We start from the raw sequence: 20,743 nt of genomic DNA, 5'->3' as shown, positions 1-20,743 counted from the left end.
CGATCGAAAGGATCGCCCGTGACCCACCCCCGCGACGATCGCGCGAGCCTGCGCGTCAGCGCGCCCGTCGACCCATCCGAGGTCGAGCTCGGCGGCATCCGCGGCTGGCTCTTCGACCTCGACGGGGTGCTCACGCCGACGGCCGTGGTGCACATGCACGCGTGGGCCCGGCTGTTCGCGCCGTTCCTCGAGGCGCACGGCGCCGAGCCCTACCGCGACGCCGACTACTACGCGTACATCGACGGCAAGCCGCGCTACGACGGGGTCCGCTCGCTGCTGGCCAGCCGGGGCATCACCCTGCCCGAGGGCGAGGTGACGGATGCCGCGACGCTCGACACCGTGCACGGGCTCGGCAACCGGAAGAACGACGCGTTCAACCAGACCCTCGCCGAGGAGGGCGTGCGGCCGTACCCGGCGAGCGTCGCCCTGCTCGACGCGATCGAGCGCGCCGGCGGCGAGGTCGCCGTGGTCTCCAGCTCGAAGAACGCGCCCGCGGTGCTCGAGGCGGCGGGCATCGCCGACCGGTTCGAGGTCGTCGTCGACGGCGCGGTCGCCGCGCGCGAGGGCATCCCCGGCAAGCCCGCGCCCGACATGTTCCTGCGCGCGGCCGAGCTGCTCGGGCTGCCGCCCGAGGAGTGCGCCGTCATCGAGGACGCGGAGTCCGGCGTGAAGGCCGGTGCGTCCGGTCCGTTCGCCCTCGTCGTCGGCGTCGACCGCGGCGTGGGCCGCGATGCGCTGATCGAACTCGGCGCCGACGTGACCGTCGACGAGCTCGACGAGCTCATCCCGGCGCTCGAGCGCGCCGGCGAGGCATCCGCCGTTCGCAACGACGGCGACCCCACGACCCCCGCACGCACCACCACCGAAGAGGACCGCGCATGAGGTTCGCCGACACCGACCCCCTGAACCGCTCGATCTTCCCCGTCGACGAGTGGGCGCTCGTCGAGACCGAGTTCGGCGCCGACGACATGGGCCGCACCGAGACGCTGTTCGCCGTGGGCAACGGCTACCTCGGCCTGCGCGGCAACGTCGAAGAGGGCCGTGACGGCCACATGCACGGCACCTTCATCAACGGCTTCCACGAGACCTGGCCCATCCGCCACGCCGAGGAGGCGTTCGGCTTCGCGCGGGTCGGCCAGACCATCGTGAACGCACCGGATGCCAAGACGATCCGCCTCTACGTCGACGACGAGCCGCTCGTCATCACCGAGGCCGAGATCATGTCGTACGAGCGCCGCCTCGACTTCCGGCTGGGCTTCCTCAGCCGCCGCATCGAGTGGCGCACGCCGTCGGGCAAGCGCGTGCTCATCACCAGCCGCCGCATGACGAGCTTCACCGACCGCCACCTGGGCGTCATCGACTACGAGGTCGAGCTGCTCGACGCCGACGCCGCGGTGACGATCTCCAGCCAGATCCTCAACCGGCAGGACGGCCGCGACGAGTACCGCGCCGGCGTGACCGAGGCGCCGGGCGCCTTCGACCCGCGCAAGGCCGAGACCTTCACCGAGCGCGTGCTCCAGCCGCGCGTGCAGCGCGGCGACGGCGGGCACTACATCCTCGGCTACCAGTGCACGAACTCGGGCATGACCATCTCGGTCGGCGCCCGGCACTCGATCGCGACCGAGAACGAGTTCACCGAGACCGGCTACATCGGCGACGACCTGGCGAAGCACACGTACCGGGTGCGGGCACGTCAGGGCGTGCCGATCCGCATCACCAAGCTGATCAGCTACCACACCGCCCGCAAGGTGCCGGCGCGCGAGCTCGTCGACCGCTGCGACCGCACGCTCGACCGCGGCGCCGAGGTCGGCGTGGCCGAGCTGTTCGAGCAGCAGCACGCGTGGCTCGACGACTACTGGGCGCGGTCCGACGTCGAGATCGGCGGACAGCCGGAGCTGCAGCAGGCGACGCGCTGGAACCTGTTCCAGCTCGCGCAGGCGACCGCCCGTACCGACGGCGGCGGCGTCGCGGCCAAGGGCGTCTCGGGTTCGGGCTACGGCGGTCACTACTTCTGGGACTCCGAGATCTACGTGATGCCGTTCCTCAGCTACACGGCGCCGATCGTGGCCCGCAACGTGCTGCGGTTCCGGCAGCGGATGCTGGACGCCGCCCGCGCCCGCGCGCTCGAGCTGAACCAGCGCGGGGCCCTCTTCCCGTGGCGCACGATCAACGGTCTCGAGTCGAGCGCGTACTACGCCGCCGGCACCGCGCAGTACCACATCGACGCCGACATCGCCTACGCCCTGTGCCAGTACGTATCGGCCACCGGAGACGAGGACTTCCTCGCGCGAGGCGCGATCGACATCCTCGTCGAGACCGCCCGCATGTGGGAGGACCTCGGCTTCTGGCGCACCAACACCGACGACGTCTTCCACATCCACGGCGTCACGGGCCCCGACGAGTACACGACGGTCGTGAACGACAACCTCTACACGAACGTCATGGCACGGGCGAACCTCGCGGCCGCGGCATCCGCCGTCGACAACCTGCAGGTGAACCACCCCGACGCCCACAAGCGCCTCGTCGAGCGGCTCGGCGTGACGCCGGCCGAGGTGGCGAGCTGGCGGCGCGCGGCGGCGCACATGCACATCCCGTTCGACCCGCAGCTCGGCGTGCACCCGCAGGACTCGGCCTTCCTCGAGAAGGAGCTCTGGGACCTCGAGCACACCCCCGACAACCGCCTGCCGCTGCTGCTGCACTACCACCCGCTGGTGATCTACCGCTTCCAGGTGCTGAAGCAGGCCGACGTCGTGCTCGCCCTCTACCTGCAGGGCGACCGCTTCACGACCGAGGAGAAGCTCGCCGACTTCGAGTACTACGACCCGCTGACCACGGGCGACTCGACGCTGTCGGCGGTCGTGCAGTCGATCATCGCGGCCGAGGTGGGCTACCACGAGCTGGCGCTGCGGTACTTCCGCTCGGCGCTATTCGTCGACCTCGCCGACCTGCACCACAACGCGGCCGACGGGGTGCACGTCGCGTCGACGGGCGGCGTCTGGGCGGGGCTGGTCTCCGGGTTCGGCGGCTTCCGCGACCACAACGGCCGGTTCACGTTCGACCCGCGCCTGCCCGACGGGTGGGACCGCCTCTCGTTCCGCCTCACGCTGCGCGGCACGCGCATCCGCGTCGACCTGACGGCCGAGGCGATCCGGTTCACGATCGAAGACGGTGAAGCGGATGCCACGGTGCCGCTCGAGGTGCGCGGCGAGCGTCTCGTCGTCACCCCCGGCGCCCCGCTCGTGGTCGCGCTCGACGGCCACGGCGCGCGCCGCGTGGGAGCGCCGACCATGCAGAACGTGCGGGGCACCCGCCGCGCCGACGGCACCCTGCTGACCGCGTCGATCCCGACGCTGTCGCTCGACGTCGACGAAGAGGAGGCGGCCGCCGTCTTCGACTGACGCCGCATCCCGGAACCGCATCGTTCCGGGCCGCCCCCGGCGCGTTCGCACGGGCTGGGGCTAGCATGTCAGTCGAGTCACGGACCGGACGGGAGACCTGTGGGCCTACTGGACAACTTCGAGAAGGGTCTCGAGCGCGCCGTCAACGGCGCCTTCGCGAAGACCTTCCGCTCGGGGCTGCAGCCCGTCGAGATCACCGCGGCGCTCAAGCGCGAGATCGACACGAAGGCGGCGGTCGTCTCGCGCGACCGCGTGCTCGTGCCGAACCGGTTCGCGGTGCGCATGTCGCCCGCCGACCACGAGCGCATGTCGTCGCTCGGGCCGGCGCTCATCGACGAGCTCGTCGACCTCGTGCAGAAGCACGCGGCGAGCCAGCGCTTCCAGTTCGCCGGCGGCATCCGCATCGAGCTGCAGGCCGACACGAGCCTGTCCGAGGGCATGGTCCAGGTCGACTCGCAGAACGTGAAAGGCCGTGTCGCGTGGACCCCGGTCCTCGACGTCGACGGCCGGCGGTACCCGCTCCTCAAGGGCCGCACCGTCATCGGTCGCGGCAGCGAAGCGGATGTCACGCTCGACGACGCCGGCGCCTCGCGCCGCCACGTCGAGGTGCAGTGGGACGGCCAGCGCGCGCGCCTGCGCGACCTCGGATCGACGAACGGCACGCAGCTGAACGGCGCCCCGGTGAAGGAGGCGGTGCTCGAGCCCGACTCCGTCATCAGCATCGGGCGCTCGCGTATCGTGTTCCGGGTGCTCGCCCAGGCCGATCCGTCCGACACCGCCGTCGGGCGACGAGTCGACCCCGGTCAGCGCCGCGATGCGGGCGGTTTCTGGGGGCCGGCCGAATGAGTGAACTGACCCTCCTCGTCCTCCAGCTCGGCTTCCTCGTGCTGCTGTGGGTCTTCGTCTTCGCGATCGTGTACGCGCTCCGCAGCGACCTCTTCGGCCAGCGCGTGCGAAAGCTGCAGCCGGATGTCGCAGCAGCCGGACCCGCACCGGCCCCGTCGGCCGGGCCCGCGGCCCCCACAGCCGCGGTCAACCGCCCGGCGCCGCCCTCCGGCGGCGGCGGTGCCGATGCCACGAGCGAGAACGCCACCCGGCTCGTGATCACCTCCGGCGCCAAGGCCGGCGCCGAGTTCCCCCTCGGTCGCGATGAGATCACGATCGGCCGGTCCAGCGACTCGGCGATCATCATCCGCGACGACTACACCTCGACGCACCACGCCCGGCTCATGCTGTGGAACGGCCGCTGGATGATCCAGGACCTCGACTCCACCAACGGCACGTTCCTCAACGGCTCCCGGGTCACCGTGCCGCAGCCCATCCCGCTCGGAGCCACCGTCAAGGTGGGGGCGACGACGTTCGAGCTGCGGCGGTAGCCCATGGCCAGCGTCAAGGCGAGCGCTGCGGTCTCGCACGTCGGACGGGTCCGCTCGAACAACCAGGACTCCGGGTACGCCGGTCGCCGGCTGTTCCTCGTCGCCGACGGCATGGGCGGCCACGCCGGCGGCGACGTCGCGAGCGCGATCGCCACGCAGCGCATCGCCGAGGTCGCCGACACCGACTACGCGTCATCCGCCGAGGCCGTGGCCGCGCTCGAGCAGTCGCTGCTCTCGGCCAACCGCACGCTCGAGGAGACGGTCGCCGACCACTCCGAGCTGACCGGCATGGGCACCACGGTGAGTGCGATGCTCGTGCAGCAGGACCGCGTCGTCATCGCCCACATCGGCGACTCGCGCGTCTACCTCCTGCGTTCGGGCGAGCTGAGCCAGGTCTCCACCGACCACACGTTCGTGCAGCGACTCGTCGACGCCGGCCGCATCACCGCCGAGGAGGCCATGGTGCACCCGCGGCGCTCGGTGCTCATGCGCGTGCTCGGCGACGTGGAGGCCTCGCCGGAGATCGACACGCTCGTCATCGACACGCACCCCGGCGACCGGTGGATGCTCTGCTCCGACGGGCTGTCGGGCGTGGTCCCGTTCGACGAGATCCACGAGATGCTCTCGTCCGACGCGGGCGCGAAGCAGGTCGCCGACCGCCTCGTCAAGGCGTCCCTCGACGGCGGCGCGCCCGACAACGTCACCGTCGTCGTCGTCGACATCGGCGACCCGCCCGCGCCCGACACGCCGCCGCTCGTCGTCGGCTCCGCCGCCGCGCCGCTCGCGTTCGGCACGCCCGAACCCGCCCGCCGACCGGGCATCCGCCTCACCCCGTTCCGTCCGCACCCGGTGCAGGAGACGCACTTCGAGCCGGACTCGGAGGAGTACTTCGACGAGCTGATCGAAGAGGACGAACGCCGGCGCCGGCGCCGCCGGATGATCTGGAGCCTCTGGATCGTCCTCCTCATCGGCGCGATCGTCACCGCGTTCGTCGTCGGCTACCAGTGGACCCAGACCCGCTACTACGTCGGCGACTACAACGGGCGCGTGGCGATCTACCAGGGCATCCAGCAGGACCTGGGGCCGATCACCCTGAGCCAGCTGCACTCCGAGACGCCGATCGACATCGCCGACCTGCGGACCTACGACCAGCAACGCGTCGAACAGACGATCAGCGCCGGCTCCCTCGAGGAGGCGCGGCGGATCGTGGCGCGATTGGGGGAATCCGTTGACTGACCGCGCCACCCGACCCGACGAGCGCGCGCCCGCGACCGAGGGCGTCCGGCGCATCCGCCTGCCCCAGAAGCTGCGCAACCTCGAGTTCTGGCTGCTGCTCGCCGCGTGCCTCATCAACGCGGGCGCGATCGTGCTCGTGCAGCTCGGCGCGATGGGACGCGTCGACACCCAGCTCGTGCTGCTCGGCGCCGGCCTGTCGGCGCTCGTGTTCGGACTGCACATCGCGATGCGGTTCGTCGCGCGCGACGCCGACCCGTTCCTCCTGCCGATCGCGACGCTGCTCAACGGCCTCGGCATCGCGATGATCTACCGCATCGACATCGCGTACGGCGACGCGGGCTGGCAGAGCGCCGCCGTGCGCCAGATCGTGTGGAGCGCGATCGCGATCATCGCGGCGATCGCGACGATCCTGCTGCTGCGCAACCACCGGACCCTGTTCCGCTATACCTACGTGTCGGGGCTCATCGCAATCGTGCTGCTCCTGCTGCCGCTCGTCCCGGGGCTCGGACGCGAGGTGAGCGGAGCGCGGGTCTGGATCGGCTTCGGCGACATCGCCACCTTCCAGCCGGGTGAGATCGCGAAGATCGCGCTGGCCGTCTTCTTCGCCGGCTACCTCGTGCGCAACCGCGACTCGCTGTCCATGGTGGGCCGCCGCTTCCTCGGCATGAAGTTCCCGCGGGCTCGCGACCTCGGACCACTCCTCGTCGTCTGGGCGCTGTCGATGTCGGTCATCGTCTTCCAGCGCGACCTCGGAACGGCGCTCCTCTACTTCGGCCTGTTCCTCGTCATGCTGTACGTCGCGACCAGCCGGCTCTCGTGGGTGGTCCTCGGGCTGGCGCTGTTCTTCGGCGGCGCGATCATCGCGAGCCAGACCCTCGAGTACGTCAACGGCCGGTTCCGGAACTGGCTCGACGCGTTCAACCCGGAGGTCTACGAGGCGGCCGGCGGGTCCTACCAGCTCGTCCAGGGGCTGTTCGGCCTCGCGAACGGCGGCCTCATCGGCACCGGGCTGGGCCAGGGCCGCCCCGACCTCACGCCCGTGCCGCAGAGCGACTACATCATCGCGAGCCTCGGCGAGGAACTCGGGCTCGCCGGCGTCTTCGTGATCCTCGGGCTGTACGTCCTCTTCGTCGCGCGCGGCTTCCGCATCGGGTTCGCCGGCCAGGACGACTTCGGCAAGCTCCTCGGCGTCGGCCTGTCGTTCGTGGTCGCGCTGCAGGTCTTCATCGTCGTCGGCGGCGTGACCCGCGTCATCCCGCTGACGGGCCTCACCACGCCGTTCCTCGCCGCCGGCGGATCCTCCCTCGTGGCGAACTGGATCATCGTGGCCCTCCTCCTCCGACTGTCCGACACGGTTCGCAACCACCCGAGGCTGGTGATCGACGGATGAACCGCGAGCTCAAGCGGGTGACGATCGTCGCCCTCCTCATGTTCCTGACGCTGTTCGTCGCGACGACCGTCATCCAGTACGTCCAGGCGTCGAACCTCGCCGCCGACCCCCGGAACGCCCGCACCCTGTACGAGAGCTACTCGGTCGAACGCGGCCCCATCCTCGTCGGCGGGGAGCCCATCGCGTACTCCGAGCCGAGCGACGACGACTACAAGTTCCAGCGCATCTACGCCAACGGCCCGCTGTACGCGCCCATCACGGGCTTCATCCCGGTGAACGGCGAGGCGACCGGCCTGGAGCAGTCGCTGAACCCCGTGCTGAGCGGCCAGTCCGAGTCCCAGTTCTTCGACTCCCTGAACCGGCTGATCTCCGGGCAGGACCCGATGGGCGCCTCCGTGGAGGTCGCGATCGACCCGGTCGCGCAGCAGGCGGCTTGGGATGCCCTCGGCGACTACACGGGCGCGGTCATCGTGACCGAGCCCGCGACCGGCCGCATCCTCGCCATGGTCACGAAGCCCACGTACGACCCGAACGCCCTCGCGGTGCACAGCGGCACGCAGGTCGAGGAGACCTACCAGGCGCTCGTCGAGGATCCGCGCGACCCGCTCTTCAATCGCGCCACCGGCGGCGACATGAACCCGCCAGGATCCGTGTTCAAGCTCGTCATGACCGCCGCCGCACTGGAGTCTGGGCAGTTCACGCCCGACAGCACGTTCCCCAACCCGGCCGAGTTCACGCTGCCCGGCACGAGCTCGGTCGTCCGCAACTCGAGCGGCGGCACGTGCGGCGGCGGCTCGGAGGTCACGCTGGCCACGGCGCTCCGGCTCTCGTGCAACATCCCGTTCGCCGAGCTCGCACTCCAGCTCGGCGATGACGCGATCCGTGCGCAGGCGGAGAAGTTCGGGTTCAACTCCAACTTCACGACGCCCAACCCGACCGAGACCAGCACGTACCCCGGCAACCCCGACGAGCCGCAGACCGCGCTCACCGGATTCGGGCAGGGCGACGTGCGGGCGACGCCCCTGCAGATGGCGATGGTCTCCGCGGCGATCGCCAACGACGGGATCGTCATGAACCCGGACCTGGTCGACTCGATCACGGCACCCGACTTCCGCACGATCGAGGAGTTCTCGGCCTCGGAGTTCGGCCGTGCGATCAGCGCGCAGACGGCCCAGACGATGACCGAGATGATGGTGGACGGCGTCGAGAACGGCGCGGCGAGTAATGCAAGAATAGACGGCGTCAGCGTGGCCGGTAAGACCGGAACCGCGGAGAACGGCGAGGACGATCCATACACCCTCTGGTTCACCGGGTTCGCCCCCGCCGACGACCCTCAGTATGCGATCACGGTCCTCGTGGAAGACGGCGGGGGACTAGGTCAGGAAGGGTTCGGCAACGGTGTTGCCGCGCCGGTTGCGAAGAAGGTACTAGAGGCGGTGCTGAACAAATGAGACCGAGCGCAGGGCTCACCTTCGGTGGGCGCTACGAACTGCAGTCCCGGATCGCCATCGGCGGCATGGGCGAGGTGTGGCAGGCCACCGACCTCGTCATCGGACGGCAGGTCGCCATCAAGATCCTCAAGGACGAGTACCTCGGCGACCCCGGTTTCCTCGAGCGGTTCCGCGCCGAGGCCCGCCACGCTGCGCTGGTCAACCACGAGGGCATCGCGAACGTCTTCGACTACGGCGAGGAGGAGGGCAGCGCCTTCCTCGTGATGGAGCTCGTCCCGGGCGAGGCCCTCTCGACGATCCTCGAGCGCGAGCACGTGCTCCCCACCGACAAGGTGCTCGACATCGTCGCCCAGACCGCGAGCGCGCTGCAGGCGGCGCACGCCGCGGGCCTCGTGCACCGCGACATCAAGCCCGGCAACCTGCTCATCACGCCCGACGGGCGCGTCAAGATCACCGACTTCGGCATCGCCCGGATCGCCGACCAGGTGCCGCTCACCGCGACCGGCCAGGTCATGGGCACCGTGCAGTACCTCTCGCCCGAGCAGGCGTCCGGACACCCGGCTTCGCCGACGACCGACATCTACTCGCTCGGCATCGTCGCCTACGAGGCGCTCGCGGGCCGCCGTCCCTTCACCGGCGAGTCGCAGGTCGCGATCGCGATGGCGCAGATCAACGAGACGCCGCCGGACCTCCCGGTGACGGTGTCCGAGCCGGTGCGCAACCTCGTCTACTCGTGCATCGCGAAGAACCCGGCCGATCGTCCGCAGACCGCCGCTCACCTGGCGCGCGCGGCGAACGCCCTCAGGCGGGGCGACGTGCGCGGCGCTGCCGCCGCGGTCCCCGCGGTGCTCGGCGCCGCGGCCGGCGCGACCGCCGCCACGGCGATCCTGCCCCAGCAGTCGGGCCCGGGAACGGCCGCCACGACCGTCCTCCCGGCGGGCGCGGCCGCGGTCACCACGACCGAGACCGAGGAAGAGCTCGGCGAGCCCGAGAAGAAGAAGCGCAGCCCGTGGACCTGGCCGCTGATCGTGCTCATCATCCTGCTCGCGCTCGTGCTCATCGGCACGCTCATCGCCCTCGCGCTCGGCGGAGGCGACGACGAGCCGAACCCCACTCGTTCGACGCCGCCGCAGACCACGTCGGCACCTCCGCAGACGACCACCGAGGCGCCCCCGCCGCCCAGCTCGGAGGCGCCGCAGACGGTCGTCGTCGACCGCGCCGCCTACATCGGCCGGAACGTCGACGAGGTGCGCGCAGAACTCGAGCAGGCCGGATTCGCCGTCACCACCCAGCAGGGTGCGGCGGCGACCTCGCCCGACCAGGCCAACACGGTCTCCGACGTGAACCCGAGCGGCACCCTCGCCGTCGGCTCCGCGATCACGGTGACCTACCTCGGCGCTCCCGAGACGCCGAGCGCCCCGGGCAACGCGCCCGATGTGAATCCCTCGGAGGTCGCCCCGGGCGGGCTCGTCCAGGTCAGTTGGCCTGCAGCGACCTGCCCCTCCGGGCAGCAGCTGAGCGGCTACGAGGTCGCCGTGACCGGCGATGCGACGGCCCCGAGCCCCGTCGGAGCCGGCACCACGAGTGTCAACGTGCAGGCCGGCAGCCAGTCGTTCGAGGTCACGTACCGGTACTTCTGCGGCCAGCTCGACTCGCCGTTCTCGCCGGCCGCCCCGGTGACCGTCGCGCCCTAGTCCGCAGCCGAGAGCCCTACCGATCGGAGGAACCGTGAACGATGAAGGTCGCATGCTCGCGGGTCGATACCGCGTGGGTGCGCTCATCGGGCGCGGTGGCATGGCCGACGTCCACGTGGGCACCGACACGCGCCTCGGCCGACAGGTCGCGATCAAGCTGCTGAAGCCCCAGCTCGCGACCGACCCCTCGTTCCGGATGCGGTTCCGACAGGAGGCGCAGTCCGCCGCACGGATGGCGCACCCGACCATCGTGCGCGTCTTCGACGCCGGCGAGGAGACGGTGCTCGACCGCTCCGGTCATGAGGTGCAGCTGCCCTTCATCGTCATGGAGTACGTCGAGGGCCGGCTGCTGAAGGACATCATCCACGAGGGCCCGCTCGAGCCGCTCGCGGCGGCGCGCGTCATCGAGGGCGTCCTCACCGCGCTCGAGTACTCGCACCGCGCCGGGGTCGTGCACCGCGACATCAAGCCGGGCAACATCATGATCACCACCACCGGCCAGGTGAAGGTGATGGACTTCGGCATCGCGCGTGCGGTCTCCGACTCCGCCACGACGGTCGCGCAGACCACCGCGATCCTCGGCACGGCCTCGTACTTCTCGCCCGAGCAGGCGAAGGGCGAACCGGTCGACGCGCGCACCGACCTCTACAGCACCGGCGTCGTGCTCTTCGAGATGCTGACCGGGCGTCCGCCCTTCCGCGGCGACACCCCGGTGGCGGTCGCCTACCAGCACGTGAGCGAGCGGCCGGTCAAGCCGAGCGTCATCAACCCGAAGGTGTCCCCCGCCCTCGACGTGGTGGTCCTGCACGCCCTGGCGAAAGACCGCGACATCCGGTACCAGACGGCCGCGGAGTTCCGGGCCGAGGTCGAGGAGGCGGCGGCGGGCCGGGTTCCCGTGAAGCGGAAGGTCGACGAGACGGCGCTGTTCTTCGGCACCGACACCGGGTCGCTGTCGACGTCCGAGCTGGCGCTGCGCCAGCTCGCCGAGGACGACACGATGACGCGCACGCAGCGGCGCCCACCGGCGATCTGGATCTGGTCGGGCATCATCGCGGTCGTCGTCATCGTCGTCGCGGTCATGTACTGGGCCTTCAACCTCCAGCCCGCCGACGACCTGCCGTCGAACGCGAGGCAGGTGCCCTCGCTCGCCGGCGCGACGTGGGAGGAGGCGGCGAACGAACTGCAGGCGCTGACGCTCCCCGCGACGCGGATCGACGAGACGAACGACACCGTGCCCGCGGGCGAGGTGATCCGGACCGAGCCCGCCGAGGGCGAGATCGTCGACACGGGCACGCCCATCCGGGTGTTCATCTCGACGGGTCGCGAGGCGGTCGCGGTCCCGGATGTCGTGAACAAGACGCTCGAGGAGGCCAAGGCCGACCTCGAGGGCGCGGGACTGGTCGCCGGAAGCGAGACACGGCAGAACTCTCCGACCGTCGCAGCGGGCACGGTGCTCGGCACCGATCCGGAGGCCGGCGCCTCGGTCGAGACCGGTTCGACGGTCAACTTCACGATCTCGAGCGGCAACGTCACGCTGCCCGACCTCACCGGCCAATCGCTGCAGGCGGCCTCGTCGTACCTCGGCTCCTCCACGCTGCAGCTGACGCCCGTGCCGGTGCCCGATCCGGGCTGCCCGTCGCAGGCGGGGTCGCCGGTCGTGCGCCAGTCGCTGGCGCCCGGCGACGTGCCGCAGAAGTCCGAGGTCGAGCTCGTCTACTGCGCGGGCTGAGCGATCCTGACGAGCGGGTTCAGCGCGCGTGCGCGCTCGGACGCCTCGGCGAGCCCGGTGTCGGCGAGCCAGTTGCCGAGCATGCGGTAGCCGCCCTCGGTGAGCACCGACTCCGGGTGGAACTGGACGCCGTGGATCGGCGCGGACTCGTGCCGGAGTCCCATGATGACCCCGCCCTGCGTGCGGCTGGTCACCACGAGGTCGCTCGGGACGGTGCCGTCCACGACGGCGAGCGAGTGGTACCTGGTCGCCGTGAAGGGCTGCGGCACGCCCGCGTAGAAGGCGCTGTCGTCGTGCACGATGCGCGACGTCTTGCCGTGCATGAGCTCCTCGGCGTTCGTGACCGTCGCCCCGAACGCCTCCGCGATCGCCTGGTGCCCGAGGCACACGCCCAGCAGCGGCTGCCCCGCCTCGAGCGCGGCGTCGACCACGGGGATCGAGACGCCCGCGTCGGCGGGCTTGCCCGGTCCGGGCGAGATGAGGACGCCGTCGTACTCGGCGATGCGCGCGGCGACGTCCGCCACGGCGATGTCGTCGTTGCGGACGACCTCGGTCTCGGCGCCGAGCTCCTGCAGGTAGCCGTTCAGCGTGTAGACGAAGCTGTCGTAGTTGTCGATGACGAGGATCCGGGTCATTGCTCCACCGTGACGTCGATTGGGTTGACGATGCCGTCCAGCCAGGGGAAGACCCAGGTGAACAGCGCGAACACCACTGCGGTGGCGATCACCGCGAGCAGCAGGATGCGGACCCAGACGGGTCCGGGAAGGATGCGCCAGAGCGCTGCGTACACGTCCTACTCCCCCCACGCCGCGACCTGCGCGGCGATCTCGTCCGGCGGGCCGGCGCTGATGGGCTGCCACGACTCGAGCACGCCGTACGCGATGATGCGCTCGGCGGTCGAGTAGAGGGGGTTGCAGCTCGTGAGCGTGATGACGCGGTCCGTGGGCTGGAGGTCCGGTCGGTGCGGCACCGGCGCGAGCACGTCGACCGTGTCGGGCGTGACGTACTCGAAGTCGCGGAACCGATAGGTGTACCAGCCGTCGCGCGTCTGGATGAAGATGCCGTCGCCGAGCTGCAGCTGCTCGATCTCGTGCATCCCGCCGCCGTAGGCGCTGCGATGCGAGGCGATGGCGAAGTTGCCCACCTCGCCGGGCATCTGCGTTCCGGGGTAGTGGCCGACGCCGAGCTGGAAGCTGTTCAGGACGTCGAGGCCGATGCCCTCGGCGATCCCGCGCTGGGAGTTCTCGCCGAACCGCGGCACGTACATGACCGCGAACGCCTCGCCGTTGCCGTACGCGGTGGTGTCGACGACGGGGTCGCCGTAGCCCTCGGGCGAAGGCGTCGGGGTGTCGCCGTGCTGGGCCCGCGCCTGTTCGCGCCACTCCGACGAGAGCACGGATGCCGCATCCGACTGCTGCGACGCCATGATGGCGTCGTTCCACCAGAGCTGCCAGCCCAGGAAGAGGAGGATGAGGACGCCGGCCGTGACGAGGAGTTCGCCGAGGACGCCGACGAAGCTCACCCGGGATCGCGCGGGTTCGGGCGCGCCGGATCGCTCGGGCCGTTCCTCGGCGTCGGCGGGATCGACCCGGTCCTCGATCAGGCCTCCGGGCATACGGGCGATTCTATTCGCCCTCGGGTGTGCGGTCTCCGAGTGCCCGCGTCGGATCGACTAGAATCTCGGGCATGGCACGCACGAATTCTTCGAAGCCCGCTCGCGCGGAGCAGCCGAGCGGCGAGGACGCGCCGAACCCCGTCTGGTTCAAGCCCGTCATGTTCGGGTTCATGCTGCTCGGCCTCATCTGGATCATCGTGTTCTACGTGAGCCAGGGTGCGCTTCCGGTGGCAGACCTCGGGTCGTGGAACATCCTGATCGGGTTCGGCATCGCCTTCATCGGCTTCCTGATGACCACGCGCTGGCGCTGACCGGCGACGATACGGAGGGGGCGGATGCTGCGGCATCCGCCCCCTTCGTCGTATCTCTGCACAGTGTTATCCACATCATCCACAGGGTTCTCCACACCATCCACAAGCTGTGGACGCCGGGAAAACGCGGATTTCCGGACGATGTTCGGAATCACACCGGTGTAACTCTCCCCAACTGTGGACAGCGTTGTGGATAACCCCCGACTCGGGGCTGCAGCCCGCTCAGAAGAGCGGAAGGTAGAAGTACCGCAGCGACAGCACCACCAGCACGGCCACCAGGGCCGCGAGCAGGCCGACCTGGAGCCCACGCTGGTCGCGCTTGCGCGTCTCGACGTAGATGAGGCCGACGAGGGCGCCGCCGATGAGGCCGCCGAGGTGGGCCTGCCACGAGATGTTGAAGCCCGGCACGAACCCGATGACGAGGTTGATGCCCACGAGGATGAGCAGCTGGGTCGCGTTGGCGCCGAGGCGGCGCTGGATGACGAGGAACGCGCCCATGAGGCCGAAGATCGCGCCCGAGGCGCCGACGACGCCCGTGCGCGGGTCGGCCAGCCAGAGCACGGCGACCGAGCCCGCGAACCCCGAGATGAGGTACAGCGTCAGGAACCGCCACCGCCCGAGCACGCCCTCGAGCAGCTGGCCGAAGATCCACAGCGTGTACATGTTCAGGGCGACGTGGAAGAGCAGCCCGGTCGAGTGCACGACGAGCGCGGTCAGCATGCGCCACGGCTCGAAGTTGAACGGCAGCGAGTACACGCCCGCGTAGAGCAGGCGGTCGGTCACCGCCAACCCCGGGATGAGCTGCAGCACGAAGACCACCAGCGTCACGCCGATGATCGAGTAGGTGACGACGGGCGCCCCGCGCTCCGCGGCCGACCGCGCCCGCGTGAGCACGGCCGGCTTGGTCCGCGGCGCCGTCGCGCGCTGCTCGCGCATGCACTCCGGGCAGATCACCCCGACCGGAGCCGGCGTCTGGCACTCACCGCAGATCGTGCGGCCGCACCGCTGGCAGAGCACGAAGCTCTGGCGGTCCGGATGCCGGTAGCAGAAGCTCTCGCGCTCGGGCGCCGCGTCGCTCACCGTCGGGGACTCAGCGGCGGTCGACCGTGATCTTCTCGATCACGACGTCGTCGAGCGGACGGTCTCGGCCGTCGGTCGGCACGGCGGCGAGCTTGTCGACCACGGCCTGGCTCGCGGCATCCGTCACCTTGCCGAAGATGGTGTGCTTGCCGTGCAGCCACGTGGTCGGGCCGACCGTGATGAAGAACTGCGAGCCGTTCGTGCCGCGACCGCCCTGGATGCCGGCGTTCGCCATGGCCAGGACGTAGGGCTCGGAGAAGTCGAGCTCGGGGTGGATCTCGTCGTCGAAGCGGTAGCCCGGGCCGCCCACGCCCTGACCGAGCGGGTCGCCGCCCTGGATCATGAAGCCGGGGATGATGCGGTGGAAGATGACGCCGTCGTACAGCGGGTCGGTCGACTTCTGGCCGGTGGCGGGGTGGGTCCACTCGATCTCGCCCGTCGCGAGGCCGATGAAGTTCTCGACGGTCTTGGGGGCGTGGTGGCCGTAGAGATCGACCTTGATGTCGCCGTGGTTGGTGGTGATCGTCGCGACTGCGGTGGGATTCGGCATGACGTCGATTCTCTCACGTGGGGATTCGGCGCGCGGTATGCAACCCCCCGTACTCCCACCCCACATCCAGCCGGTTCGGTGGCAGGATGGAGGAGTTCGCTGCACAACGATGGAGGTCGAGATGAGCCTGTCACGCAAGCGCCGGAAGGAACTCAAGCGGCTGCGCAGCAGTGCAGAGGAACTGTGGGGGGGCCAGCAGGACGTGCTCGATCAGGCGGCCAAGGTCGCCCGCGAGGCGAGCCACCAGCTGAACCTGCTCGCGCAGGAGGAGGTCGTTCCGCGAGTGCGCACGGGCTACGAGAGCTACGTCCGCCCGGGTCTCGATCAGGCCCGCACGGTCGCCCGCGGCGCCGGCCAGACCGCCGAGCGTGCGCTCGGTACGGCGCTGGGCGCGATCATGTCCGTCGGCGACGTCGCCAACGACACGCGGGTCCGCCGCGCGCTCGCGCGCGTGTCGCCGCGTGCCGCTGCGGTGGTGAAGCAGAAGCAGGGTCCCGGCGTGGGTACGTACCTCGCCATCGGGGCCGGAGTGATCGCCGCGGCCGGTGTGGCCTACGCGGTCTGGCAGACGTTCCGCGCCGACGACGAGCTGTGGGTCGCCGACGACGAGCCGATGCCCTCGGCATCGAGCACGGCCGGCTCCGAAGCCAGCCCGTCGCCGGTGATCTGACGCACCACGGTTTCTCGAAGGCCCTCGCCCACCCGGGCGGGGGCCTTCGCCGTGTTCGGACACGCTCGCGCACGCGCTCCGGCGCGCGCTCGAGCACGAGCTCGAGGGGCCACCGGGGCGATTTCACCGGATTCTGGGAATTCCCTTGCAATCCGTTCGCGGTTCCCGCTAATGTCGTCTCTCGGCCCGCCACGACGGCAAACGAGAGGAGGCGAGACCCACATGATGATCCGGCACACGCACACCCCGATCCGCGCTGAGGTCGCCTTCCTCGGCGCCCCCTTCGCGGCCTGCTGACCGTTCGCGCTCGCGCGCTGACCGCAGGGTCCGCACCCGCCTGACGATGCTCGCTCGTTCCTGAGCAACGCCCGTCGCACCGGCATCCGCTCATCGCTCCGCGTCTCCCGACGCCTCGAGCCGCCGGCCACTCCCCTCGAGTCGATCCGAGCGGGTCCTCCGCGTCCATGCCGACGACGGATGCCGCCGCGCGACGTCCCGGGGCTCCCACTCGTCTCCTCCCGGTGCGCGCTGCTGCGCGCGCCATCCGTTCGCACCACCTCCGAAGAAGGACACCACCGTGAACACCGCACTCACCGCCCACCGTTCGACCGCTCAACCGGCGCACGCCGTTCGAGCCGGAGCCGGCCGCCTGCAGGAGCGCCTCGCGCGCCGCGCGGGTCTCGCGCTCCTGGCGTGGAGCCGGGCCTCCGAGGCACGTCGCCTCCGCGAGGACCCGCGCCGTCGCGCCGAGCTCCAGCGCGAGGCCGACCGCCTGCGCGAGTCGAACTTCACGACCCTCGCCCTGCTGGCCCGGACGCTCTGATCGTCATGGCCACCGTGCAGGACCCGATCGCACGGCCCCGTCCGCTCGCCGGACGGGGCCGTCGCCGTCTCCGGGGCCGGCGCGCTCAGGGCTTCGGCAGGATGCCGGCGGCGGGCTGCTCGTCGTTCATGCGCAGGGCGATGTCGAGCAGGCTCACCCGGGTCAGGTTCCGCACCTCGTCGAGCGGGAACCAGCGGGCCTCGTCGCTCGAACCGCCGACCTCGTTGCGCAGCTCGCCGCCGGTCACGCGCGCGCGGTAGACGACCCGCATCGCGTAGAGCGGAGCCGAACCGTGGTGCCGTCTCGCCGCGGGCACCACCATGGTGTCGATCCCCAGGAGCCGCTCGATCTCGGCGTCGTAGCCCGTCTCCTCCCGGATCTCGCGGATCGCGGCGTCGTGGGGATGCTCGGGCAGTTCGATCCCCCCGCCGGGCAGGGTCCACGCTGAACGCCCGTGCTCGTTCCAGTGGGAGAGCAGGATGGCATCGTCGCGGATGATGACCCCGTACGCGGCGATGCGGATGTCCATCCCGCCACTGTATTACCCGGCCCGCAGATCGAGGAGCACCGTCTGGCCGTCCGAGCCGGTGCGACGCGACGCGCGCCACCCCTGCGCCCGCGCGTGCTCGGCGGCGGCGCTCCACTGCGACCAGTGCACCTCGATGAGCGCCCGTCCGTCCGGGCGCAGCCAGCCGGCGAGCCCGGTCACGAGATCGCGCACGTGATCGAGGCCGTCCGCGCCGGCGAACAGCGCAGCCGGCGGCTCGTGCTCGAGCGCCTCTCGGGGCACGAGATGTCGTTCACGCTCGGGCACGTACGGCGGCACGGATGCCGCGAGCGAGACCCGACCGCGAAGCGCCACGGGAAGGTGCGCGAGCCCGGCGCCCTGGTGCACCTGCGCGCCGGACGGCAGGTTCCGTCGCGCGAACCGGAGCGGTGTCGGGTCGACGTCCGTGACGTGGATCTCGGCCATCGGGACCGCGGCGGCCACCGTGGCCGCGATCGGGGCGACGCCGCAGAAGGGTTCCAGCACGACCGGTTCGTCCTGCGCTCGCACGATCCGCACGGCCGCTCGCGCCAGGAGCAGCGAGCGCTGGCGCGGAACGAACACTCCCGGTCCGACCCCGAGTCGGAGCGGACCGAAGCGGACCCAGCCCACGAGCGGTTCGATCGGCTCACCCGCGACGCGGCGGGCGACGAGCGAGGCGAGCTCGGCGTCATCCCTCGCCGAATCGAGCAGGATGGCGGCCTCCTCCTCGGCGAAGACGCTCCCGGCCGCGCGGAGCCGGTCGGCGATCGCCCGTCCGCGCCCCGACGACGGCGAGCCGGTGCTCATGACGATGACCGTATCAACCGGCGGCGACGTCATCGGCGTTCCGAGACGCCGACGGCGGCCCGGATGTGTGGATCTCCGGGCCGCCGACGACGGTGCTTCGCGCGTCAGGGGTGCGTTCAGCCGGCGCAGATCCCGCGCGCGGTCTCGTTCTTGCCCTGGCCGCCCGCTGCCTTGACGACCTCCCCGACGCCGTTGAAGCCGAGCGCGCCCTCGGTGTTGAGGGTCTTGTGGATCTGGCCGAAGCAGGCGGCGTCGGCGGGCGCGGCGTGCGCGGCGCCGGCGAAGCCGAACGTGGCGAGTCCGGCGATGAATCCGGTGGCGAGAATGCGCTTCATTGGACTTCCCCTTCTGTCGTCGGGTGCGTGTTCACCCGTCATCCAGTACTTCCGGCGGAACCGCGGAAACGGATGCACCTGAATGGGAAATTCTTCGGAGGCGGCTCCGCACGAGTCACGGTGCGAGTCGTACGGCGCCGTCGGGGAAGCCGAACACCGCCCCGTCGGCGAGCATGCGGTCGAGCGCGGCGTCGACGCCCCGGGCCGTGCCCGACGACGGCTGGTTCAGGTGCGCGATGACGATCGACCCCGGCGTGGCCGATCGAACGGATGCCTCGACCGTGCCGGTGTCGAACGTCGCGCCGGCATCGCCGTTGACGTCGAACCCCACGACCGTCTCGCCGAGGTCTCCGACGATGCGGACGGCGACCTCGTCGTAGTGCGCGGTGCCCGATCGGAACCAGCGGGGCGGGCGTCCGACGAGCTCGGTGAGCGCCTCGTGGTTCGTCCAGACCTCGTCGATGACCTCGCGCACCGAGCCCGTCCCCGGGATGCCGTACGCGGGGCGCCCGCTCACGGAGAGCGGCCGGTGGGCGGTGCCGTGATTGGCCAGCTCGAAGAAGGGCACCGCGGCGAGCTCCCGGGCGAGTTCGGGATTCGCCTCGATCCAGCGGAGGTTGAGGAAGAGGGTCGCCGGAACCTCCCGCCGGCGCAGCGCATCGATGAGGGTGAGATCGACCCCGCTGCCGCCGGACCCGCCGCAGCCGTCGAACGTGAGCGCGATCGCCGTGCTGCCCTCCGGCGCCCGGTTCACCACGCCCGTCACGTGGAGGCCCCACTCGGCCGGAACCGCGGTGCGGTAGCGCTCCTCGATCGCCGCGAGGTCCGGGGCCGCGGGGACCGTCGGAGTCGGCGTGGGCGTCGGGGTCGGCGCGGGCGTGGGACGCGCACCGCCCGACGGCGACGGGGTCGGCGCGGCGGATCCGCTGGAAGGCTGCGGGGCGCAGGCACCGAGCGTCGCGGCGGCGGTCGAGGCCGAGATCCACGTGAGGGCGGTGCGTCGGGAGAGCGTCAACGGGGGCCTCGTCATCGATGACTGCCGGAAGGTCGCACTCCCGCGAGGGAGGTCGGCCATGCCGACGGAATGTGGAGCCTAGGAGATTCGAACTCCTGACATCCTGCTTGCAAAGCAGGCGCTCTACCAACTGAGCTAAGGCCCCGAGACGGATGCCGCGGCATCCGGTTGTGGAGTTATCGGAGTGGGGCTACCAGGACTTGAACCTGGGACCTCTTCGTTATCAGCGAAGCGCTCTAACCGCCTGAGCTATAGCCCCGAATTTCGGCCGAAGGACAGACTACCCGACCCTGCGGGAATCTCCGAATCGAGCCGAAGCCGGCCGGTCAGCTGTTGGTGAAGCCGACCAGGATGCCGCCCGTGATCTTCACGCTGAGGTTGTACAGCACCGCCACGACGGCGCCGAGCGCGGTCGTCACGACGAGGTTCAGCAGCGACACGATGACCGCGAAGCCCATCACGTTGCCGAGCGAGAAGAAGGTGCGCAGGTCGGTGCCGGCGCCCGCGACATCCTGGACCAGGCTGTTCACCTGCTCGAAGATGCCGGTCGAGCTCAGCACCGTGAAGACGAGGAACGACGCCACGATGTTCACCACCGCGAGGCACACGGCGACCAGGAAGGACAGCTTCACCGCCGACCAGAAGTCGATGTACACCAGGCGCAGGCGCACCTGCTTGCCCGGGGGCTTGCGGTTGGTCTTCTTTGCCAGCTTGTCGGCGACGCTACTCATGAC

At 70.6% G+C, this 20,743-nt stretch carries 22 protein-coding genes and 2 tRNA genes; 12 read left to right on the top strand and 12 right to left on the bottom strand.

Annotated elements, in window-relative coordinates:
* The first annotated feature begins 153 nt into the window (after window positions 1-153).
* From RH861_RS01690 to pknB, 9 genes are all read left to right on the top strand, one after another.
* Window positions 154-882: an HAD family hydrolase gene (locus RH861_RS01690; RefSeq protein ID WP_374760955.1), complete on the top strand. Its 729-nt coding sequence runs from the start codon at window positions 154-156 to the stop codon at window positions 880-882.
* Entirely contained in the window at window positions 879-3,398 is a 2,520-nt protein-coding gene (locus RH861_RS01685) for a glycoside hydrolase family 65 protein (protein WP_310519464.1), read from the top strand. The genes RH861_RS01690 and RH861_RS01685 overlap by 4 nt, the downstream gene beginning before the upstream one ends.
* 99 nt (window positions 3,399-3,497) lie before the next feature.
* Window positions 3,498-4,244, top strand: a complete 747-nt coding sequence (locus RH861_RS01680; RefSeq protein WP_310519463.1) for an FHA domain-containing protein — start codon at window positions 3,498-3,500, stop codon at window positions 4,242-4,244.
* Window positions 4,241-4,774 carry an FHA domain-containing protein FhaB/FipA gene (locus RH861_RS01675; protein ID WP_248599852.1) on the top strand — a complete coding sequence of 178 codons (534 nt, stop codon included), beginning with the start codon at window positions 4,241-4,243 and terminating at the stop codon, window positions 4,772-4,774. Before RH861_RS01680 ends, RH861_RS01675 begins: the two co-directional genes overlap by 4 nt.
* 3 nt (window positions 4,775-4,777) lie before the next feature.
* Complete coding sequence (locus RH861_RS01670) at window positions 4,778-6,010, top strand: Stp1/IreP family PP2C-type Ser/Thr phosphatase (RefSeq protein ID WP_310519462.1); 1,233 nt, start codon at window positions 4,778-4,780, stop codon at window positions 6,008-6,010.
* Window positions 6,003-7,400 (top strand): FtsW/RodA/SpoVE family cell cycle protein, encoded by a 1,398-nt coding sequence (locus tag RH861_RS01665; protein ID WP_067947578.1) that lies wholly within the window; start codon window positions 6,003-6,005, stop codon window positions 7,398-7,400. The genes RH861_RS01670 and RH861_RS01665 overlap by 8 nt, the downstream gene beginning before the upstream one ends.
* Window positions 7,397-8,851 (top strand): peptidoglycan D,D-transpeptidase FtsI family protein, encoded by a 1,455-nt coding sequence (locus RH861_RS01660; RefSeq protein WP_310519461.1) that lies wholly within the window; start codon window positions 7,397-7,399, stop codon window positions 8,849-8,851. The genes RH861_RS01665 and RH861_RS01660 overlap by 4 nt, the downstream gene beginning before the upstream one ends.
* Window positions 8,848-10,545, top strand: a complete 1,698-nt coding sequence (locus RH861_RS01655) for a serine/threonine-protein kinase (protein ID WP_310519460.1) — start codon at window positions 8,848-8,850, stop codon at window positions 10,543-10,545. Before RH861_RS01660 ends, RH861_RS01655 begins: the two co-directional genes overlap by 4 nt.
* A 34-nt stretch (window positions 10,546-10,579) precedes the next feature.
* Window positions 10,580-12,274: a Stk1 family PASTA domain-containing Ser/Thr kinase gene (gene pknB / locus RH861_RS01650; RefSeq protein WP_310519459.1), complete on the top strand. Its 1,695-nt coding sequence runs from the start codon at window positions 10,580-10,582 to the stop codon at window positions 12,272-12,274.
* Here pknB and RH861_RS01645 read toward each other — a convergent pair.
* Genes RH861_RS01645 through RH861_RS01635 form a run of 3 tightly spaced genes read right to left on the bottom strand, consistent with a single transcriptional unit; the run spans window position 12,259 to window position 13,889 of the window.
* Complete coding sequence (locus tag RH861_RS01645) at window positions 12,259-12,909, bottom strand: aminodeoxychorismate/anthranilate synthase component II (protein WP_310519458.1); 651 nt, start codon at window positions 12,907-12,909, stop codon at window positions 12,259-12,261. The genes pknB and RH861_RS01645 overlap by 16 nt on opposite strands.
* The gene (locus tag RH861_RS01640) at window positions 12,906-13,064 is read right to left on the bottom strand and encodes a hypothetical protein (RefSeq protein ID WP_310519457.1); all 159 of its coding nucleotides are present in this window, start codon (window positions 13,062-13,064) and stop codon (window positions 12,906-12,908) included. Before RH861_RS01640 ends, RH861_RS01645 begins: the two co-directional genes overlap by 4 nt.
* A 3-nt stretch (window positions 13,065-13,067) precedes the next feature.
* Window positions 13,068-13,889 carry a class E sortase gene (locus RH861_RS01635; RefSeq protein ID WP_310519456.1) on the bottom strand — a complete coding sequence of 274 codons (822 nt, stop codon included), beginning with the start codon at window positions 13,887-13,889 and terminating at the stop codon, window positions 13,068-13,070.
* 71 nt (window positions 13,890-13,960) lie between these two features.
* Here RH861_RS01635 and RH861_RS01630 point away from each other — a divergent pair, with 71 nt between their 5' ends.
* Window positions 13,961-14,200, top strand: coding sequence for a cell division protein CrgA (locus tag RH861_RS01630; protein WP_310519455.1), 240 nt, complete (start codon window positions 13,961-13,963; stop codon window positions 14,198-14,200).
* Between the two features lie 222 nt (window positions 14,201-14,422).
* Here the strand turns inward: RH861_RS01630 and RH861_RS01625 are convergent, their stop codons facing one another.
* The gene (locus RH861_RS01625) at window positions 14,423-15,280 is read right to left on the bottom strand and encodes a rhomboid family intramembrane serine protease (RefSeq protein ID WP_310519454.1); all 858 of its coding nucleotides are present in this window, start codon (window positions 15,278-15,280) and stop codon (window positions 14,423-14,425) included.
* A 10-nt stretch (window positions 15,281-15,290) separates the two neighbouring features.
* Entirely contained in the window at window positions 15,291-15,830 is a 540-nt protein-coding gene (locus RH861_RS01620) for a peptidylprolyl isomerase (RefSeq protein ID WP_067947568.1), read from the bottom strand.
* A 121-nt stretch (window positions 15,831-15,951) separates the two neighbouring features.
* On the opposite strand from RH861_RS01620, the gene RH861_RS01615 reads away from it, so the two are divergent.
* Entirely contained in the window at window positions 15,952-16,500 is a 549-nt protein-coding gene (locus tag RH861_RS01615) for a hypothetical protein (RefSeq protein ID WP_082847089.1), read from the top strand.
* 577 nt (window positions 16,501-17,077) lie between these two features.
* Entirely contained in the window at window positions 17,078-17,323 is a 246-nt protein-coding gene (locus tag RH861_RS01610) for a hypothetical protein (RefSeq protein WP_310519453.1), read from the top strand.
* An 85-nt stretch (window positions 17,324-17,408) separates the two neighbouring features.
* Here RH861_RS01610 and RH861_RS01605 read toward each other — a convergent pair whose 3' ends face one another.
* From RH861_RS01605 to RH861_RS01575, 7 genes are all read right to left on the bottom strand, one after another.
* Window positions 17,409-17,852, bottom strand: a complete 444-nt coding sequence (locus RH861_RS01605) for an NUDIX hydrolase (RefSeq protein WP_310519452.1) — start codon at window positions 17,850-17,852, stop codon at window positions 17,409-17,411.
* A gap of 12 nt (window positions 17,853-17,864) precedes the next feature.
* Entirely contained in the window at window positions 17,865-18,659 is a 795-nt protein-coding gene (locus RH861_RS01600) for a class I SAM-dependent methyltransferase (protein ID WP_310519451.1), read from the bottom strand.
* 116 nt (window positions 18,660-18,775) lie between these two features.
* Window positions 18,776-18,994 (bottom strand): hypothetical protein, encoded by a 219-nt coding sequence (locus RH861_RS01595; RefSeq protein ID WP_067947553.1) that lies wholly within the window; start codon window positions 18,992-18,994, stop codon window positions 18,776-18,778.
* A 115-nt stretch (window positions 18,995-19,109) separates the two neighbouring features.
* On the bottom strand, window positions 19,110-20,009 hold the full coding sequence (locus RH861_RS01590) for a polysaccharide deacetylase family protein (RefSeq protein WP_310519450.1): 900 nt from the start codon (window positions 20,007-20,009) through the stop codon (window positions 19,110-19,112).
* A gap of 72 nt (window positions 20,010-20,081) precedes the next feature.
* Window positions 20,082-20,154 (bottom strand) — tRNA-Ala (locus RH861_RS01585).
* A gap of 40 nt (window positions 20,155-20,194) precedes the next feature.
* Window positions 20,195-20,268 (bottom strand) — tRNA-Ile (locus RH861_RS01580).
* A 67-nt stretch (window positions 20,269-20,335) separates the two neighbouring features.
* The gene (locus RH861_RS01575; protein ID WP_067947550.1) at window positions 20,336-20,740 is read right to left on the bottom strand and encodes a DUF3566 domain-containing protein; all 405 of its coding nucleotides are present in this window, start codon (window positions 20,738-20,740) and stop codon (window positions 20,336-20,338) included.
* Between the last annotated feature and the right edge of the window lie 3 nt (window positions 20,741-20,743).

It is taken from the genome of Agromyces indicus, from assembly GCF_031432295.1.
Taxonomy (GTDB): domain Bacteria; phylum Actinomycetota; class Actinomycetes; order Actinomycetales; family Microbacteriaceae; genus Agromyces; species Agromyces indicus.
The sequence above is the reverse complement of the archived record's forward strand: the minus strand, read 5'-3'. Positions and strand labels throughout refer to the sequence as shown.

Coding starts and splice junctions, on each gene's coding strand:
- RH861_RS01690 (WP_374760955.1), top strand. CDS start 154: ATGCACGCGTGGGCCCGGCTGTTCGCGCCGTTCCTCGAGGCGCACGGC.
- RH861_RS01655 (WP_310519460.1), top strand. CDS start 8,848: ATGAGACCGAGCGCAGGGCTCACCTTCGGTGGGCGCTACGAACTGCAG.
- RH861_RS01615 (WP_082847089.1), top strand. CDS start 15,952: ATGAGCCTGTCACGCAAGCGCCGGAAGGAACTCAAGCGGCTGCGCAGC.
- RH861_RS01670 (WP_310519462.1), top strand. CDS start 4,778: ATGGCCAGCGTCAAGGCGAGCGCTGCGGTCTCGCACGTCGGACGGGTC.
- RH861_RS01685 (WP_310519464.1), top strand. CDS start 879: ATGAGGTTCGCCGACACCGACCCCCTGAACCGCTCGATCTTCCCCGTC.
- RH861_RS01600 (WP_310519451.1), bottom strand. CDS start 18,659: ATGAGCACCGGCTCGCCGTCGTCGGGGCGCGGACGGGCGATCGCCGAC.
- RH861_RS01575 (WP_067947550.1), bottom strand. CDS start 20,740: ATGAGTAGCGTCGCCGACAAGCTGGCAAAGAAGACCAACCGCAAGCCC.
- RH861_RS01620 (WP_067947568.1), bottom strand. CDS start 15,830: ATGCCGAATCCCACCGCAGTCGCGACGATCACCACCAACCACGGCGAC.
- RH861_RS01595 (WP_067947553.1), bottom strand. CDS start 18,994: ATGAAGCGCATTCTCGCCACCGGATTCATCGCCGGACTCGCCACGTTC.
- RH861_RS01635 (WP_310519456.1), bottom strand. CDS start 13,889: ATGCCCGGAGGCCTGATCGAGGACCGGGTCGATCCCGCCGACGCCGAG.
- RH861_RS01630 (WP_310519455.1), top strand. CDS start 13,961: ATGGCACGCACGAATTCTTCGAAGCCCGCTCGCGCGGAGCAGCCGAGC.
- RH861_RS01605 (WP_310519452.1), bottom strand. CDS start 17,852: ATGGACATCCGCATCGCCGCGTACGGGGTCATCATCCGCGACGATGCC.
- RH861_RS01645 (WP_310519458.1), bottom strand. CDS start 12,909: ATGACCCGGATCCTCGTCATCGACAACTACGACAGCTTCGTCTACACG.
- RH861_RS01660 (WP_310519461.1), top strand. CDS start 7,397: ATGAACCGCGAGCTCAAGCGGGTGACGATCGTCGCCCTCCTCATGTTC.
- RH861_RS01675 (WP_248599852.1), top strand. CDS start 4,241: ATGAGTGAACTGACCCTCCTCGTCCTCCAGCTCGGCTTCCTCGTGCTG.